At 39.3% G+C, this 17,284-nt stretch carries 15 protein-coding genes and 1 pseudogene; 1 reads left to right on the forward strand and 15 read right to left on the reverse strand.

The window, feature by feature from the left end:
* Positions 1–95: 95 nt before the first annotated feature.
* Positions 96–1,097, forward strand: coding sequence for an energy transducer TonB (locus tag ON09_RS23970; protein WP_010599225.1), 1,002 nt, complete (start codon positions 96–98; stop codon positions 1,095–1,097).
* A gap of 4 nt (positions 1,098–1,101) precedes the next feature.
* Here the strand turns inward: ON09_RS23970 and ON09_RS01120 are convergent, their stop codons facing one another.
* From ON09_RS01120 to ON09_RS01190, 15 genes and pseudogenes are all read right to left on the reverse strand, one after another.
* Positions 1,102–1,761, reverse strand: coding sequence for an MgtC/SapB family protein (locus ON09_RS01120; RefSeq protein ID WP_010599226.1), 660 nt, complete (start codon positions 1,759–1,761; stop codon positions 1,102–1,104).
* A 22-nt stretch (positions 1,762–1,783) separates the two neighbouring features.
* Complete coding sequence (locus ON09_RS01125) at positions 1,784–2,806, reverse strand: PorP/SprF family type IX secretion system membrane protein (RefSeq protein ID WP_010599227.1); 1,023 nt, start codon at positions 2,804–2,806, stop codon at positions 1,784–1,786.
* Positions 2,803–8,718 carry a PKD domain-containing protein gene (locus ON09_RS01130; protein ID WP_010599228.1) on the reverse strand — a complete coding sequence of 1,972 codons (5,916 nt, stop codon included), beginning with the start codon at positions 8,716–8,718 and terminating at the stop codon, positions 2,803–2,805. Before ON09_RS01130 ends, ON09_RS01125 begins: the two co-directional genes overlap by 4 nt.
* 318 nt (positions 8,719–9,036) lie before the next feature.
* Positions 9,037–10,672: pseudogene (groL, locus tag ON09_RS01135) on the reverse strand (chaperonin GroEL).
* Positions 10,673–10,758: 86 nt separating this feature from the next.
* Entirely contained in the window at positions 10,759–11,049 is a 291-nt protein-coding gene (locus tag ON09_RS01140; protein WP_010599229.1) for a co-chaperone GroES, read from the reverse strand.
* Between the two features lie 195 nt (positions 11,050–11,244).
* Positions 11,245–12,180: a TolB family protein gene (locus ON09_RS01145; RefSeq protein ID WP_010599230.1), complete on the reverse strand. Its 936-nt coding sequence runs from the start codon at positions 12,178–12,180 to the stop codon at positions 11,245–11,247.
* Between the two features lie 85 nt (positions 12,181–12,265).
* On the reverse strand, positions 12,266–13,024 hold the full coding sequence (locus ON09_RS01150; RefSeq protein WP_029204026.1) for a DUF4197 domain-containing protein: 759 nt from the start codon (positions 13,022–13,024) through the stop codon (positions 12,266–12,268).
* Between the two features lie 180 nt (positions 13,025–13,204).
* The gene (locus ON09_RS01155) at positions 13,205–13,657 is read right to left on the reverse strand and encodes an Hsp20/alpha crystallin family protein (RefSeq protein ID WP_029204027.1); all 453 of its coding nucleotides are present in this window, start codon (positions 13,655–13,657) and stop codon (positions 13,205–13,207) included.
* 17 nt (positions 13,658–13,674) lie between these two features.
* Complete coding sequence (locus ON09_RS01160) at positions 13,675–14,058, reverse strand: glycosyltransferase family protein (protein WP_010599233.1); 384 nt, start codon at positions 14,056–14,058, stop codon at positions 13,675–13,677.
* A gap of 4 nt (positions 14,059–14,062) precedes the next feature.
* Positions 14,063–14,287, reverse strand: coding sequence for a hypothetical protein (locus tag ON09_RS01165; protein ID WP_010599234.1), 225 nt, complete (start codon positions 14,285–14,287; stop codon positions 14,063–14,065).
* A gap of 3 nt (positions 14,288–14,290) precedes the next feature.
* Positions 14,291–14,557 (reverse strand): hypothetical protein, encoded by a 267-nt coding sequence (locus ON09_RS01170; protein WP_010599235.1) that lies wholly within the window; start codon positions 14,555–14,557, stop codon positions 14,291–14,293.
* Positions 14,558–14,785: 228 nt separating this feature from the next.
* Positions 14,786–15,130: a hypothetical protein gene (locus ON09_RS01175; RefSeq protein ID WP_010599236.1), complete on the reverse strand. Its 345-nt coding sequence runs from the start codon at positions 15,128–15,130 to the stop codon at positions 14,786–14,788.
* A gap of 11 nt (positions 15,131–15,141) precedes the next feature.
* Entirely contained in the window at positions 15,142–15,693 is a 552-nt protein-coding gene (locus ON09_RS01180) for an RNA polymerase sigma factor (RefSeq protein WP_010599237.1), read from the reverse strand.
* 155 nt (positions 15,694–15,848) lie between these two features.
* A complete protein-coding gene (secG, locus tag ON09_RS01185) occupies positions 15,849–16,205 on the reverse strand; it encodes a preprotein translocase subunit SecG (protein ID WP_010599238.1) in 357 nt (118 codons plus the stop codon).
* A 14-nt stretch (positions 16,206–16,219) separates the two neighbouring features.
* Positions 16,220–17,251: a hypothetical protein gene (locus ON09_RS01190; RefSeq protein ID WP_010599239.1), complete on the reverse strand. Its 1,032-nt coding sequence runs from the start codon at positions 17,249–17,251 to the stop codon at positions 16,220–16,222.
* Between the last annotated feature and the right edge of the window lie 33 nt (positions 17,252–17,284).

The following is a 17,284-nucleotide window of genomic DNA, read 5'->3' on the forward strand; positions in this document are numbered from 1 at the left end:
GTTTTTATAATTTGCCCTTTTATCACAATATGTTCGTTACAAAAATGTAATGCAACTTAGTTAGTTTGTACATTGATTCTCATTAAATTTACATTATGAAATTACGCTTACTCTTATTCTTTTTATTGGCAACTTATACTTTTGCTCAAGCTCAGAAGAAGAAAAATATTTATTATTTAAAAGAAAACGGTAAAGAAGTGCCTACCAGAGCAGAAGCAGACTTTATCAGGATAATTGAAGAGCCAGATTCGGGAGATAATCGCTTCCAGTTGTTGCAGTTATATAAAGACGGCAAGCGTAAATCTCAGGGATACATCAGTGCTTTTGAACCTAGATTAATTTTCGAAGGGCCAGTGATGAGTTTTGATAGCACAGGCAAAAGAACCCAGGTAATGAACTACCTGCATGGTACCCTTTCTGGCGTATCTATCTTTTATCATAAAAACGGCAAAGAAAGAAGAAGATCGGAATATGTTAAGGCGAAACCAGTAAGCGACCAAATGATTGGGATTAATTCCTCACTTACCGATTTTATTTTTAATACCAATGCAAAAATCATTTATGATGCAGATTCGAACGGGAAAGTAAACATCGCAGATGGAAACGGACATTTAGTAGAAATATCAAAATCTGGAGATGGAGCGCTTACAGAAGAGGGTGATTATGTGAATGGTTTTAAGCATGGGAATTGGAGTGGAAAGTATTCTAATAAGAGCGATACATTTACAGAATTGTACGAAAACGGGGAGCTCAAATCAGGCGAAAGCATCAAAGACGGTAACACCTATCCCTATATAGCTACCATGGAAGCACCATCCTATCCTGGTGGTCAGCAAGCCTGGAATAAATATCTTGGATCCTCAACAAAATATCCGGCAGAGGCTTACAAGAATGGCACAAGAGGCAGAGTTTTTTTAAATTTTGTGATTGATCAAAAGGGCAACCTGACCGAAATTAAAATAGATAAGCCTGTGGATCGGTTACTAGATCAGGAAGCCATTAGGGTACTCAGTTCTGCACCACGATGGAAGCCTGCCAAACAGAGAGGCGTACCTGTTAGGGTGAGATATGATCAGAGTATAAATTTCAATTTTTGATATCCTAAAAATCAAACTCTATAATATCATTATCCTTTAGCATCTGTTCCACAAATTTTTGGTGATTTTTGGGTGTTCCTGTCGCAGTCCAGTTTCCGGTGATGACATTATTTACCAGTTGGTGTTTTCCACGTTGTGGTTTAAGTTTATTTTCCCTGAAAACCTGCTCGTAACTTTCTAAGTCGCCATGTGTATGCTGCTTTTTAACAATGCGATAAACTCTTTTGGTAAAGCGGCGATCGCCAACTTCTTCTAAGAATGGAAATATAATCAAGGCGAGCAAAACCACCCCGGTAACGCCAATTGCCTGTTCGTAATATCCACTGCCGATAGCCATCCCGATAGCCGCAACAATCCAGATAATGCAGGCTGTGGTTAAGCCTTTCACCCGGTTTTCTTCTTTAAAAATTACACCGGCGCCTAAAAAACCAATTCCGGTTACAATATTAGAGGCAATACGATCCTGACTGGTTAATCCGATTTTAATGGACAGGATGGTGAACAAGGTTGAACCTAAGCCAATCATCATCATGGTTTTTAAACCAGCTGATTTACTTCTGTACTCTCTTTCAGCGCCAATTAAACCACAAAGCAATGTGGCCAGTAAAAACTTATTGACTTCACTCTGTGTGATGAAATGACTGTTATCTAAAATATCGTTCATTGCCTCGAATTAGCAAGGCAAATTAATAAAAATCATAACATCTTAAACCATTTGCACGACCACCATTTGAACTATTCTGAAAATATTTTTCATAACCCACTCCAATTTCTGATGTTCCTCCGGTATTGGTGTAATTTATTTTGGAAGAAGTGGCATCGTGGCTAATACCCACCCGAAACTTCTCTCCATTTGTTTTGCGGTTAAAAATATCGAAGATGACTGAAAATACGATCGCATCGTTTCCACCGGCATTGCTTCCACCACGGTACCAAATGCCTGCGTTTATACTGGCATATTTATATTGCATACCTGCACTATATGATGTTATATTCTGTTGTTTATAAACTACCAATGAAGGAATTAGATAACTTCCATCGCGATCATACTGATCGGGAATTAAAGTTACTTTATAGCTCATGTTTCCGGAAATACGCATGGGCAATTTGGCCTGGAAGCCAGATAAAGATTCATCCGGGCGATTGATGTGGTGTGCTGCAACACCTAACATAAATTTACCATACACGAGGTTGGTACCTGCGTTGGCATCCAGGTAAAACCGGCTGTCGATACTTGGCCTTTCCGCACCAGAAATACTACCCGGAATATAACCCGTTCCTATTCCGATCTGATCGCCAAAAACCAGTTTATCCCAGTTTAATTTTTGATTGGTGATTCCTGCCTGCAATCCAAAAGATAGGGCGAAATCATCTCCGCCAATAATGTATGAATAGCTGGCAGCGATATTATTTTTTACCAGATACGCCGTTCCTTCGGTACTTCTGTTGAAAATTAAACCTACGCCGCTATTAATGCGGTCGAGATTTAAATCGCCTGATGCGCTCATGTAGGAGTAATCACTCGCCAAGCCCGACCATTGATTGCGGTATAAGGCATTAAATCTGAAATCGCCTTCGAACTGGCCGGTTAATGCCGGATTTAAGTAAATCGGCGAATTGTAAAATTGCGAATAAATATGGTCTTGAGCCAATGAAAGGAATGGCAACACCATCGCAAGCACCAATAATCTTATCTTTCTCCCCATCATCTGATTAAATATATTACGCCTGTTTTTTTTGCCGGAGATGAATCGTATGTCATCCCTTTCCAGTCGCTACCATTTATAAATTTGACATCTATTTTCCAGTAGTAAACGCCCTGTGGCTGATCTTGTCCTTTAAAAGTTCCATCCCATCCCTCCAGTGGTGCGCCATCATCAAGTTGTGTCGTTTCCCAAAGTAGTTGTCCCCACTTATTGAAAACACTCATCTTCCAGTCTTTGATGCCCTGTCCCTTAGCTTTGAAAGTTCTCAACTCATTCTTAGCACTAGCAGGCATGAACGAATTGGGCAGATTAAGGTTTCCAGGCACACCAATAATCCTGACTGATTGCGTCGTTGTGGCTGAACACCCTTCTTTATTCAATACTTTTAAGGTTACAGAATACACACCATCCTCAGCATAGGTACGGTTAGGATTCTGAAGTGTAGATCTCGATCCATCACCGAATGTCCATTCCCAGCTTACGGCTCCTGTGCTCAGATCCTTGAAACCAAACGTATAATTTGGAATGGATAATTCATTTCCTGGGCTAACCGAAAATGTTGCCACCGGCGGATTTACCGTATTGATATAATTTGGAATGCTTATGGTATTTGTGCAGCCTAATGTGTTGGTGGCTGTTAAGGTAACCGTAAAGCTTTTTCCCGACCCCGTGAAAGTGTGCGTGGGCTCAATTGCGTTGGAAGTGGTTCCATCGCCAAAATCCCAAACATAGCCGATGGCATTTTGACTGTTGTTCTTAAACTTCACCACCATGCCTTCACAGCCGCTGGTTTTATCAGCAGTAAAACTGACAAGCGGTTGTTCCAGTACTTCAATTTCTTCTGTTGTGGATGCATTTGAACAGCCATTGGAAGCATGTAAGGTAATGGTATATTTTCCGGCTTTTGTAAAAGTATGCGTAACTACTTCGGGTGCAGTGTTGGTTATTTTGGTGCTGCCATCGCCGAAATCGTAAACAAAAGTACTGGCTCCTTTGGTGTTATTGTAGAAATCTACTTTCATCGGTGCACATCCCCTGAGTTGGTTGCTGTTCACGACCAACTCTGGTACAATAGAATTTGGTGAAACCCGGATTGTGTATTGAGATTCCCTGGATCCACATTCATTTGTGGCGATCATTTTAACAACATAATCTCTAACTGCAATTGTATTATATGTATGCGAAACACTATTTTTATCCTTCACGGTTAAGGTTTCTCCATCACCGAAATCATAAGTATAACTGCTTGAATTTCCAGGTGATGTATTGCTAAAGGTGACTTTGAATGGCGAGCATCCCGCTGTTTTATCAGGAGAAAATATAGATACAGGCTTGGCTTTCACTAAAACCTCTGAAGTTTGAGTAGTCGTTCCGCAAGGAGTTGTCGCAGTTAATGTAATGGTATAGTTAAGGTCTTTTCCTGTAGGATCGGGCTGGTAAGTTACCGCGGCAGGCTGTGCTAAATCCGAAGTAGTTCCATTTCCGAAATCCCACTTAAAAGTAGCTGCTGTTAGCGAGTTCGACGTATTGGTAAAAGTCACATTTAATGGTCCGCAGCCATTGGTTGTGCTTTGAATGTAGGCCGCTTTTACATCCTGCTGGGTTGTAAAAGTATGTTCGATTTCGTCATTTTTGCAACCGAGGCTACTTGTTACCGCAAGTTTGATCACCACACTTTGATTTTGGTTTGCCAGCGTGTAACCTGGAAAAACTGTCCCAGTACCTATTTGTGTTCCATCTGCAAACCAGGTATAGGTTGCGTTTCTGTCAGGGAATAATGTTGCCGTTACATTTGCATTTGTAAGTTGAAATGGCGCACAACCCTTATCCTGGGTGTAAGTTATTTCTGCTTTTGCCGGAGGGTTTACCGTTAATTTTACCTGATTGCTAATGTTTATTGAACAAGATCCGCTGCTTACTGAACGACGGTAGAAAATTGTTGCAGCAGGATTCGGTGGCGTAAAACTAATTGCCGTTGCACCCAATACATCACTCCATGTTGTTCCATCGATACTTGATTGCCATTGATAGCGAAAGTTTCCATCGCCACCAGCAGGGGTTGATCCGATAAGCATTGCCGCTGCTGAGCCCAAACAAATTTGCTGATCTGATGAAATGGAATTATTCGTTAAATCTGGCAGTACATTTAGCTGTACGGAGTTGCTTAGCGATGTACAGATTGCACTGTTCACCAATCTTCGGAAAGCTGTTGATGCTGTCGGTTTAACGGTTAAATCTTGAGCAACAGCCGAAGGAATATTTACCCAGGTACTCCCATCAATACTGCTTTGCCATTGATAACTGAAACTACCTGAACCTCCTGTTGGAACATTGCCCGCTATCGTAATACTCTGCCCTGAACAAATGGTAGAAGAAGTACTGCTGATGCTATTTGTAATTGGAGAGAAATAAGTTATGGTAACATCTGATGATGATGGTGGACATCCCGTAAAACCTGAGATCGTCCATCTGAATTTATAGATTTCACCAGGTATTAGACCAGTAACATTTGTATTGTATAATGTTGGGTCGGCGAATGTAATTCCTGTCTGGCCTGATATCAATGTCCATAATCCATTATTTGGGGCAGGATTATTCCCGTTCAATGTAATACCGTTGCCACTGCACAAGTTTTGATCGGCACCTGCATTTGCAGTCACTGTTAAAGGGTTCACGGTTACCACTGAAACAGATGATATCGCTTCCGCACAACTCCCGCTCTGAACAATTGCCCTATATTGCGTGGTTACAGTTAAGTTTGCATAAGCAAGCGGATTGGCGGTAGAACTAATGGTAGACCAGGTTTGTCCATTATCAATGGAACGTTCCCATCTTGTAATATTTCCAATATTTCCTGATAGTGTAATGTTACCGCCATTGGAAGCAGCACAAACTGAATTGCTTCCGGCTGTTGTTCCACCTACACTTTGAGGGTTGACTGAGATCTCCACTTCATCGCTTGATGTTGAACATCCCGCATCGCTAATCGTCCATTTTAAAACATATTTATTTCCCGGTTGCAGTCCCGAAACAACTGTATTAGGTTTTGTATCATCAGTCAAAGTGATAGTTGTCGGTGAAGAAACGATCGTCCATTTTCCCGAACCAACCAGAGCTTCATTTGCTTTTAAAATATAAGTATTGGCATTGCAAATGGCATCATCAGCACCTCCATTGGCTAAAGTTGCACTTGGGTTTACAGTTATCGTAATTAAGGTAGGAATACCGGCACAGTTCCCTGCCGAAACAGGAATGATGGTGTAAGTCACGGTTCCAGGAGTGGTTCCGCTATTAATTAAAATGTCGTTGATTGAGCTTCCTGAAGATGCAACCGTCCTATTTGTGTTTCCGGTAATTTCTCCCGTAACAACACTGGTGTAGGTATAATTCAGGCCATTCATCGCAGAGGCCAGTGTAATGGCAGAACTGGTTTTACTGCAAACAATTAAATTTAGAGCTGTTGCGGTAACTGTAGGATTTGGATTTACCGTAACTACAAAATTAAAGGGGGTACCAACACACCCATCTTGGCTTGGCGTAATAACATAAGTTACTGTAGCATTATTAGAAGGATCTGTATTGGCGAGCACATCATTTATATTGCCATTTCCGTTTGAACTAAAACCTGTTGCATTCGATGATCCGGTAGCCGTCCAGCTAAAGGTGGTCCCTGCTGGTGCAGATGTTGGCGTATAAGCTACATTTGCGCCGGTACAAATCACTTTACTGGCTGCACTGGTTAAACTAATATTGGGTTTTATAGTTAGAATTACGTCATCATCTATCTGATTACACGGAGCTGCAAGAGATGTTGTAGTCCTCAACCTTAATGTTACAGTTCCACTATTTTTCTCTGCTGTTGTAGGCGTATAAACCGAATTTAATGTATTTCTATCAGGCGTAAATATACCTGCACCACCAATCCATGCCTGTGATGTTGTTGTACCTGTGATCGAGGCAGCCAATGCAAAACTGGGATCATTAAAACAGATACTTTGATCAGCACCTGCACTTACTACCGGCGCTGTAGAGAATGTAAGTTTTTGAGTTTTGGTTACTGAGCCACAGTTATTTTTGTGGGTAACCGTAATCGTATACTCATCGTAATTATTAAACTTTATGGATGGATATTTTGAGTTTGCTGTGGTTCCACCAGAAAAGTCATACGTTCCGGAGCCAGCGGCTGAAACGCTCCAGGTATAGGTATCACTTAAATCTTTCGATGTACCTGCTATGGTTGTTTTCGTTGGCCCTAATGTAGTGTTATTAAAATCATATGTTGCCAGGTTACACAGGGTGATGTCTGGAGAAAGTGTAGCTGTTGGCGATGCATTAACAATCACCGTTTGCGGGTCAGATGAAATCATCCCACACGATGGTGTAGAAATTCTTAAAACCACTGTATAAACTCCAGCATTGCTAAATATAAATTCAGGCTCCTTACTTGATGCGTTTGTGCCATTGGCATAACTAACCGCTGGTGTTACGCTCCATGAATATGTATTTGCTGCATTACAAATGTTATCAAGCACAGAGTTATCGCTTGCTTTTAATGTGCTTCCAGAACAGATCGTTGTATTTGGAAGCGTGAAAATAGGTTTTGGAGGATCTTGAATACAAATTTTCATCTCCACAGGATCTGCTTCGCATGAGCCAGAGCTATTAGATTCTAAACGTATGGTATGCTCCCCATGGGTTAAGAATTTAGTAACCAAATTATATGAACGAGGTTTATTAACCTCTACAGGTACTCCGTCTACAAACCAGTTGTAAGTTACTACGTTTGGCGTACACCCCGGTGTATTGGTATTTGGGTTTTCACCTAATACTGATGTATTGGTAAAAGTTATGTTGGTATTGGTACAACCCGGATTGGTATAGCTAAACGCATTAAGTGGCTTTACCACAACTTTTGCCGAAGAAGAAACCGGTGTTCCGACGTTGCCGCAGAAAGCATTGGATACATTGATACTTACATCAAAGGCATTGTAAATTGTTCCGGCGCTTGATACCGAAGTACTTCCACAAGAGGATCTGATATAGGTATGTTTAACTTTTCCTGCCAGGGCTTTTATTTCACACAGGGTATAAACCGAGGTGGTGTTGTCTCCCCACGTAATGGTATAGAGATCTCCTGGAAAGTTGTTTTGTATTCCCTCTGGCGATGTAATATCAACGTTAAACTCTAGCGCACCCAAAGGCAAACAAACGATGTTGTTTCCTGAGGTTCCGAAAGCTGTAATGGCTTTGTTGTTAATTAACAGGTAAGCTTTTGTGCCGACCGTACCATCAGCATTTACAGCCTTTGCCAATATTGTATAGTGAACCTGATCAGCAATAAAGGTTTGTATTTTCGTTGGAAAACTCAAATTCGTAGCGCTTCCACTTACTTCGTTAGTTACTTTTGCGGTAACAGTGGTGCCCGAGGTTGACTCATTTGTGATAAAAAATGAGTTATTTGCTCTGCTAATACAGGTTCCGAAAGTTTCAGTGTTGGTTGTATTGAGGTAATTAGCAGTAAGCTTAGCTTGTGTAGGTTGACCTGCTTTGATTTCAAATGCATTTGATTCCACACTCACAGCGGCAGGACTTGTAGTTTTAATTCTAAGCTTGTAGCCCGTACCTGGAGTAATCCCCGTAGTAGGAATGCTACCATTAATATAAGTGCTATAAAAACCGGTATAAGTTCCTATAAGCTTTTCTGCTGCGAAATTTCCATTCTCATCAGATAAATACAACTGAAAAACATTGCCTCTGTCGGCACATCCATTCGGGATGGTAAGCGGCGCAGCAATAGTACTTCCAGGCGTAAATGGCCCCGGATCAATTGTTCCAATGGTAATTTGGGCAAAAGATGTTTTAGTAATCAATAATATCCCTAAAATAAGGGCATATAAAAGCCATTTCCTTTTCAAACAGGTCTACATTAAAAATCTCTAACACTAAGGAATGATTTACGTTCGTTTTAAATCAGTGTTTGTTTGGGGGCTGATCTAGTATACTTACAATTGTGTAATAAGTAAACCTACGCTTTCATAAATATTCAGTTACAAAGTACGTAATTTTTATGTTGCACTTTCAAGTATTTACACCAACTCGAACAAAATGAACAGTTTAAGAATGGCGAAATGGGCCCTGCAATGAAATATAAGCATAAAAAAAACCCTCAAGGAGATTAACCTTGAGGGTATATTTTTACACGAAATTTTTTCCGTGATTTTTAGCGATTTGGATTACATCATGCCACCCATACCGCCGCCGCCCATTGGAGGCATTGGCGCACCACCTTCTTCAGGCTCGTCTGCCAAAACAACTTCAGTTGTTAATAACATCGCCGCGATAGAAGCTGCATTTTCTAATGCTACACGAGAAACTTTAGTTGGATCGATAACACCAGCACCAATTAAGTTTTCGTAAACATCAGTACGGGCATTATAACCGTAATCTGCTGTTCCTTCTTTAACTTTTTGAACTACGATAGAACCTTCGATACCTGCGTTTTCGCAAATTTGACGTAATGGCTCTTCGATCGCACGACGGATGATTTGAATACCAGTATTCTCATCTTCATTAGCACCTTTTAAATCAGCAATTGAAGCAACTGCACGGATGAAAGCAACACCACCACCAGCAACAATACCTTCTTCTACAGCTGCACGAGTTGCGTGTAAAGCATCATCAACGCGGTCTTTTTTCTCTTTCATTTCAACCTCACTAGCTGCGCCTACGTAAAGTACTGCAACACCGCCAGCTAATTTAGCTAAACGCTCTTGTAATTTTTCTTTATCGTAATCAGAAGTAGTAGTTTCGATTTGAGCTTTGATTTGGCTTACACGAGATTTAATATCTTCAGAGTTACCAGCGCCATTGATTACTGTAGTATTGTCTTTATCAACAACAACTTTCTCAGCAGAACCTAAATAAGTTAAATCAGCATTTTCTAATTTGTAACCTCTTTCTTCTGATACCACAATACCGCCAGTTAAGATTGCGATGTCTTCTAACATTGCTTTTCTTCTATCACCGAAACCTGGAGCTTTAACAGCCACAACTTTCAATGAACCACGGATTTTATTAACCACTAAAGTAGCTAAAGCTTCACCATCTAAATCTTCAGAGATAATTACTAATGGTTTGCCAGTTTGAACAGTTTTTTCTAAAACAGGCAACAATTCTTTCATGTTGCTGATTTTTTTGTCGTAGATTAAAATGTAAGGACTATCTAATTCCGCTTCCATTTTATCTGCATTGGTAACGAAATATGGAGATAAGTAACCTCTATCAAACTGCATACCTTCTACTGTTTTAACTTCAGTTTCAGTACCTTTTGCTTCTTCAACAGTAATTACACCATCTTTACCAACTTTACCCATTGCCTCAGCAATTAAAGCGCCGATCACCTCATCATTATTTGCAGAGATAGAAGCAACTTGTTTGATTTTGTTGTTGTCTTCGCCAACCGTTTGAGATTGTTCTCTTAAATTAGCCACAACAGCAGCAACAGCTTTATCAATACCGCGTTTCAAATCCATTGGATTTGCACCAGCAGCAACGTTTTTAATACCTGTAGTGATGATTGCCTGAGCTAAAACCGTAGCAGTAGTTGTTCCATCACCAGCAATATCAGTCTGTTTTTGAAGCTACTTCTTTAACCATTTGAGCACCCATGTTTTCAACCGCATCTTTCAATTCGATTTCTTTAGCAACGGTAACGCCATCTTTAGTGATAGCTGGCGATCCGAATTTTTTATCGATGATTACGTTACGGCCTTTCGGACCTAAAGTTACTTTTACTGCATTTGCTAAGATATCTACACCGCGTTTCAGGGCGTCACGTGCATCTACGTTATATTTTACTTGTTTTGACATTTTGATTTAAGATTTTAGAATTACGATTTACGATTTTTTAAATCGCATCATCTTATAACTTTTAACTTTCTACTTTTAACTTATAATTACCCTACAACAGCGTAAATATCAGTTTCACGCATGATTAAGTAGTCTTTACCTTCGTAAGGGAATTCGGTGCCACCGTATTTACCATAAATAACAACATCGCCTACTTTTACGCTTGCTTTTTTACCTTCAGCATCTTCTTCAGAAACTGAAACTACAGTTCCTTTAGATGGTTTTTCTTTAGCGGTATCAGGGATATACAAACCCGATGCAGTTTTCTCTTCTGCGGCAGCTGGTTCTACAATTACTCTGTTCGAACTGCCAGCAATTGGTTTAAGGTTTAACGCCATAACTTTTATTATTTTTTATTTTGATTTAAGTTTTTTAACTAAGCTTACAATTAACACTTTTTATGCCAAGAGGTTTTCAGGGACAAAATTACACCTGTCCTGTCAAAATACAAACAAATCAAGAATATTAGGTGTCAGCTTGGCAGAGAAGATTTAGAGGTATTGCCAGAGTAAATGCTTATAAATGCATATTAACTACTTTAGGGCTCCTGTAGGATCTGTTCCATTATCTACAATGGTTTTAATATCGCCTTTTAAATCAGAAACATAAATTCGACTTTGTCTAAATGGTTTTTCAGCTGCGCTGAAGAAAATCCGGTCATCGGCAGCAACAAAAAGATTCGACACATTCATCTCAGGGGAGGAAATTTGTTTGATCGCTTTAGATGCCACATCCATTGAAAAAACAGCATTGGCTTTACCATGTAATTCGGGTATTGCGTTACCAGAATAAGCACTGAAAATAATTTTATTACCCTTATCGGCATAGAAGAAACGATTATCGCTGGCAATATTGTAATTCGTTCCGATCAAATCTTTTAAAGGCTTCGTATCGATGATTTTTCCTGAAGTATTAAAAGTGTATAGATTTTTCAAATCGTGGGCAACAATTTCATTCGCCGATTTCCAGGTTGGTGAACTCACATTGATATTCGATTGGCCATCAAAGATTACAAAGCTGGTATTATCGTTTTTGATCAGGCCAACTTTCCAGATGCTCTTCTCGTTTAAAACACTAAAAACAATATGAATACCATCTTCAGACCATACTGCGCCATAATAATTTTTACTGTCTGCATGCAACTGCAACTGACTTTTATTCTCCAAATCTGCTATCCAAACGCTCCTGTTTCCAGCACTATCGCTAACAGTATAAGCCAATTTATTTCCATCAGGAGAAATGGATGGGTCAGTAGCACCGCCAAATGAAATTTGTTTCATCGTATCAATACTGGTAGCTACAATTTTTTGCCCATCCTGATAAGCCAAAGCAAAGTTTTTCCGGCTTAAAGAAACGGTATCCAATATCGCTGTTGATTTAGATTGATCATTACTGTTGGATGTGCAAGAAGCAAACATAGCCAGGCATGAAACGATTGCCAGTACGAAACGCGAATACAATTTAGTCATGCGCAATTTTACGAATTGTTTTTAAACAAAGAAGATCCAGGCTTTTTAAAACCCAGATCTTCTAATTTTATGATTTTATTCAGACTTAACTTTTTTTCTTATCTGCATAACCAAACACTTTTTGAAGCAGGGTGGTACTTCGAGCGTTGAAATTCCCTCTGATTTTCAATTCTTCTTTAGCCACCTCAATAAATAATCCATCAATTGCCTTTTGCGTTACATATTCCGTAAGATTTGTATTCACGGGTTTTACTAAAGGCAAACGGTTATACTGCGAAGTTAAATCGCTGTAATATTTCGTTGCGTTCACTTTATTCAGGCTAGTGGTTACTATCGGACTGAATTTTTGCATCAACTCAGAGGTAGTTACCCGTTTAAAATAAGCTGTTGCCGCATCATTGTTTCCTAGCAGGATGTTGGTTGCATCAGCCAGTGTCATCTGTTTAATTGCCGAGATGAAAATTGGTTTTGCTTCAGTAGCCGCATCTTCCGCAGCACGGTTTAAACTGGTAATCACATTATCGCAAAGTTTATTCAACCCTATACCACGTAGCGTTTTTTCTACTTTTTGTGCTTCGGGAGGCATTAAAATTTTAACAGCTAAATTACCCAAAAAACCATCTTTTACTGATAAGCGGTCGGCACCTGCAGAAACGCCGAGTTGCAAAGCCTCTTTAATACCCTGCCCGATTTCGAAAGTGGTTGGAGTGCCGGTGGCAGTAGTAGTACTTTGCTTCTCCGTTACTTTCTTAAAAATATCGCTCAGTTTAATTTGAGCATTCGCATTCAGGTTTGCAAATAATATCAATGCCAGGGATGACGTTAAAATATTTATTTTTTTCATTTTGTGTGTGTTTAGCTTCTTTAAGCAAAAGAACTGCCACAAATTTAGTAGCTTGCTTTGCCACAAAGATAAAGCTTCAATGAAAACGTAAATGTTAAATTTTAATTGGCTGGAGATACCTAAAAAATAAGCCCCAATTGTACAAACAATCAGGGCCGTTGAAATTATAATAGACAAAACTTAGTTTACCGCGATATCTTTTGCGGGCACATTGGTTTCGGGATTTTTAGGAAGTGTTATTTTCAAAATTCCATCAGCATATTTCGCTGAAATGTTTTCGGTAAGCACTTTTCCGTTTAAGGCAAAGGCTCTTTCAAAAGCACCGTTGCTATATTCTCTTCTGCTGAATTTCTGTGTCGCTTCTTGCTCTTCATTCGGAGTATAGGATATGCTGAGCACATCATCTTTGGTTGTTACCTTTAAAAATTCCTTTTCTAAAGCTGGGGCAAAAAGGTGGATGATATAATTTTCATCACTTTCTTCGATGTTTGCAGGAACACGTCTGAAACCTTTTCCAAACATTTCATGCGCATGGTAGGCGAACCGGCCGTGGTGATGTCTTCCAAATCGCCCTCCTTTTTGACCGCAGTTGTGATTCATTTTGCCTGTATGGCATCTATTTTCGTTATACATTTTGTAATATTTAATTGTTAATTCGAGATCATTTGCTGGGTTCTCGAAATACCCAGTAATTGTGTGATGATGCTGGCATACGGATAAGAGGGAGAAAAAACGGCATAGTCAAATTTCAAACCTCTAATCTGAACCACGATATCATCAATAAACTTCATTGGTTCGAGTAGCGCACTTATTAATCCCGATTTTGGTTTATCATCCTGCTCATCCACTTTAAAAATGTTCAAATCCTGATTATACGCTTTAAAATCGGCGCCGATGTTTTGGATCGATGTTTTGAATTTATCTGAACTAAAGAAAGTAACTTTCTCTCCCTGAGTGATCAATTCACTTGCAAATCCTAAAATCGGATCAACATCTTGTGAAGAAGGACTGCTTAAAACTAAAACCTGTGACATGTGCTTATTTGTTTAAACTATCTACTGGATTGATTACGGTATCAATTGGTTTGTTGTTGTGATGACTAAAACCATGATTTCGATGATATGATTCACAGTTTCCTTCGTGATAATGTTTATTTTTAAAGTCGAGTCTGTCTGGATATCCATTTCTCATAGCCAGTACGTTTAGGCTGTAAAAAGTTGCGCCTGCAACTGCTAAAGCCAGTAAAATTCTGAATGCTCTCATCGCTTAATAATTAATATTGATGTTATTAATCTGTCCATTACTTTGCACTGATGGTTTATACCATTGATTGTCAATCGGAACTATTGGCGAATAATTCGAATCGAACCTTTCGAAGCGATTTACAAAATGCCGACGACGACCTGTGAAAATCATTCCGAACGTAAACCCAATTGCCATTAAGGCTAGTATAAACTTAAATATAAAGGGCACAAAGAATACCGCCGTACCGAGTACAATTCCAAATGCTATAGTTTTTAATATCTGTTTCATTTATTATTTCTTGTAATTTAATAGGGTAGACGGAACAGATTTATTTTTACTTTAAAAAAAAATGAAATATTTATAATTGAACTTCAATAGAAGATTTCTCCCTAATTCAACATCTTGAAACGAGCGAAAGCTAAATGCATTCGTCATTGAGCGTCCTGATTGTTTTCATTGGAACGTGGAAAAGGCGGGCGAGATAAAAAAAAAGCCAGCATTTCTGCCGGCTCTAAATTATTCCTTATTTCTGTGTCCCCATCCGCCACATCTGCGTCTGTATTCTTCCTTGAACTTCGCTCTTTCTTCTTCATTCATGCCATCCCATTTGGAACGCATTTCTCTTGCTTTTTCCCGAAAGCGATTATGACCACCACCCTTGTTAAAATTTCCGAACAGCAACCTGCAAAGCACCAGCAAACCCAAGGCTTGCCAAAAGTTTAATTTACCGGCACCAACAACTTCTGGTAAAATCCAGTTCCACAAAAACATCACAATGTAGCCTAAGGCCGCTGCAATTGCGGCGACTACAGGTATAAAGAAAATGAATTTCTTGCCTTTACTAAATTTCCTGTTTCTCATTTCCTATTCAATTAATAGTTAATAAATTCTTGATATAAATTTTGTAAGCGACTACGCAGATGTTTTACCGCATAACCCTTTCTTGATATTAACGTTTTTATATTTTCGCCGGTTTCATTCGCCAGTTCCTGGAATGTTCTTTCTTCCAGTTCATTTTGAATAAAAACATAACGTTGATTCTCCGGCAATTCTTCCAGGGCTAAAAACAACTGATCCCAAAAGAGTTTTTTCAAGCCTTCCTGTTCCGGAGAATACGCATCGGCTAACAAAATTTCCTTAAAGTTGATTTCCCCGTCATCGCCTTCAAAAGTAAAATCCTCCAGGTGCTCTTCTTTTTGTTTTCTATACTTGTCGGTAATTTTATTTCTCGCAACGCGATAAAGCCATCCGCTAATCTGCTCAATAGCGCCCGCTTCCGGCTGATTACTCAGCTGATACCACACATCCTGCAAAATATCTTCCGCGTCCTCATCTGTGTTCACTCGCCCCCGAATGAAACTGAAAAGGCGCTTTCCATAGCTGGAAACGGTTGAAATAATATTTTGGGGTTCGTTTGTAGGCACTTATTTATTGGGATATAAGTCAGTAAACGGATGAGATATAATTTTACTTTAAATTATTTTAATTTTTTATAAAATCTGTTCATCATTGCGAAATATCAGATACAAAAAAAGCTTTCCCTTTTGAGGAAAGCTTTAATTATGCTAAAAAGCATCAATTATTTTTTAGTGGTATCAGTAGTTGCAGGCTTAGCCGGAGCAGTATTATTTAACGATCCGCCAAGTGGAGATGGAGAAGGTGTTTTATCTAAACGCTCTTGAATAGCTGAGTTTCCAACAGCTGTAGCGCCACCACCGTTTTTGGTGATTGTAGTAATACCTAGGGTTAAAACAACAATTGCAGCCAATAAAACCCACGATCCTTTTTCTAAAACGTCGCCCGTACGTTGAACACCAAACATATTGCTTGTGCCACCGCCTGTTGCTAAACCACCACCTTTAGGGTTTTGTATCAATACAAATAAGCCTAAAGCTATACACACAACAATTAATAAAATGATTAAAAAGGTTACCATCGTAATATTATATTTTAAAATTTCTTTTCTATGGATTGGATAAGGTCGGCAAAGTAACCACTTTTTTCTGGATATTTCAAACTTAATTTTTTATAAGTATCTATGGCTTTGTGATAAAGCATTTGCTCGATGTAAATTTTAGCTAAGGTTTCCGAAACAAGGTCATAATGATCTTCTGCACTCTTTTTGGCTTTATTTTCGGTGTCAATTTGCTCCGGTTTCGGTGGCTTAATTGTTGGGTCTTCTTTTAAGAATTTCTCAATAATTTCTGCACCTTTTGCATCTTTTACCTCCGGAGCAGGATATTCTGCCAAATGATCTGCTACCTCAAAAGGGGTTTGAATGTGGAAAATATGCTCTACATACTGCTGCTGAAAGGCTGCGCCATCTTGTTGTTTGCTAACTTCCTGTTGTTGTTTAGCTAAATTCGGCCTGGGTTGCGCATAAGGCTGAAATATTTGTTCATGTTCTTTTCTGGTTTTAGCCAGCCACCACAAGAAAGTGTAAGGCAACTGATCATCGTCATATTTAGAAACACGGTGAATTTCTGGTTCATCAGGAATAACGGTTTCTATGTGTGGTTCTTCCGGAACAACATCAGTACTTAATTTCTTTTCAAACGCAAAAAAATCTACCGCGGCAACGCTTTCGATAAAATTATTTTCATCGGCAGGTAAATCCAAAAGTTGATCTGCTCCCGGCAAATGGATGGGCGTTTCCACTTCAGCAGGTTCAACTTTATGCTCTGGTTCCGTTTCTTGAAAAAGTTCGTTACCTAAATCAATTTCAACTGAAAATGTCTCCGCTGTTTCAGTATCTTCTGGTGCAGCTTCTATAGCGACAATGTTTAAAATGTGAAACAAAGTGTTTCCTTGTGTATAAAGTGCTGCTTTTGGAATTAATGACGATTCAGCTTTTGCCAGCAACAAATGAATCGGCTGAGCATAAGGAAATTGTTCGGCCATCTCCTTCAACATGGGTACATGTGCAGCCCCAACCTTTCCGGGTTGTGCAAGTAAATCTGCAAGTAGCTGTTTGTAATCCATGTTTGAGGTTTGTCGCTAAGTTAGTGTGTACGT

It is taken from the genome of Pedobacter agri PB92 (genome assembly GCF_000258495.1).
In the GTDB taxonomy this organism is placed as follows: Bacteria; Bacteroidota; Bacteroidia; order Sphingobacteriales; family Sphingobacteriaceae; genus Pedobacter; species Pedobacter agri.

What these genes read in the sequence shown, in the direction of transcription:
- ON09_RS01175 (WP_010599236.1), bottom strand. Translation starts at nt 15,130, where the DNA reads ATGAGAAACAGGAAATTTAGTAAAGGCAAGAAATTCATTTTCTTTATA.
- ON09_RS01160 (WP_010599233.1), bottom strand. Translation starts at nt 14,058, where the DNA reads ATGTCACAGGTTTTAGTTTTAAGCAGTCCTTCTTCACAAGATGTTGAT.
- ON09_RS01190 (WP_010599239.1), bottom strand. Translation starts at nt 17,251, where the DNA reads ATGGATTACAAACAGCTACTTGCAGATTTACTTGCACAACCCGGAAAG.
- ON09_RS01125 (WP_010599227.1), bottom strand. Translation starts at nt 2,806, where the DNA reads ATGATGGGGAGAAAGATAAGATTATTGGTGCTTGCGATGGTGTTGCCA.
- ON09_RS01165 (WP_010599234.1), bottom strand. Translation starts at nt 14,287, where the DNA reads ATGAGAGCATTCAGAATTTTACTGGCTTTAGCAGTTGCAGGCGCAACT.
- ON09_RS23970 (WP_010599225.1), top strand. Translation starts at nt 96, where the DNA reads ATGAAATTACGCTTACTCTTATTCTTTTTATTGGCAACTTATACTTTT.
- ON09_RS01150 (WP_029204026.1), bottom strand. Translation starts at nt 13,024, where the DNA reads ATGAAAAAAATAAATATTTTAACGTCATCCCTGGCATTGATATTATTT.
- ON09_RS01170 (WP_010599235.1), bottom strand. Translation starts at nt 14,557, where the DNA reads ATGAAACAGATATTAAAAACTATAGCATTTGGAATTGTACTCGGTACG.
- secG (WP_010599238.1), bottom strand. Translation starts at nt 16,205, where the DNA reads ATGGTAACCTTTTTAATCATTTTATTAATTGTTGTGTGTATAGCTTTA.
- ON09_RS01155 (WP_029204027.1), bottom strand. Translation starts at nt 13,657, where the DNA reads ATGTATAACGAAAATAGATGCCATACAGGCAAAATGAATCACAACTGC.
- ON09_RS01145 (WP_010599230.1), bottom strand. Translation starts at nt 12,180, where the DNA reads ATGACTAAATTGTATTCGCGTTTCGTACTGGCAATCGTTTCATGCCTG.
- ON09_RS01120 (WP_010599226.1), bottom strand. Translation starts at nt 1,761, where the DNA reads ATGAACGATATTTTAGATAACAGTCATTTCATCACACAGAGTGAAGTC.
- ON09_RS01140 (WP_010599229.1), bottom strand. Translation starts at nt 11,049, where the DNA reads ATGGCGTTAAACCTTAAACCAATTGCTGGCAGTTCGAACAGAGTAATT.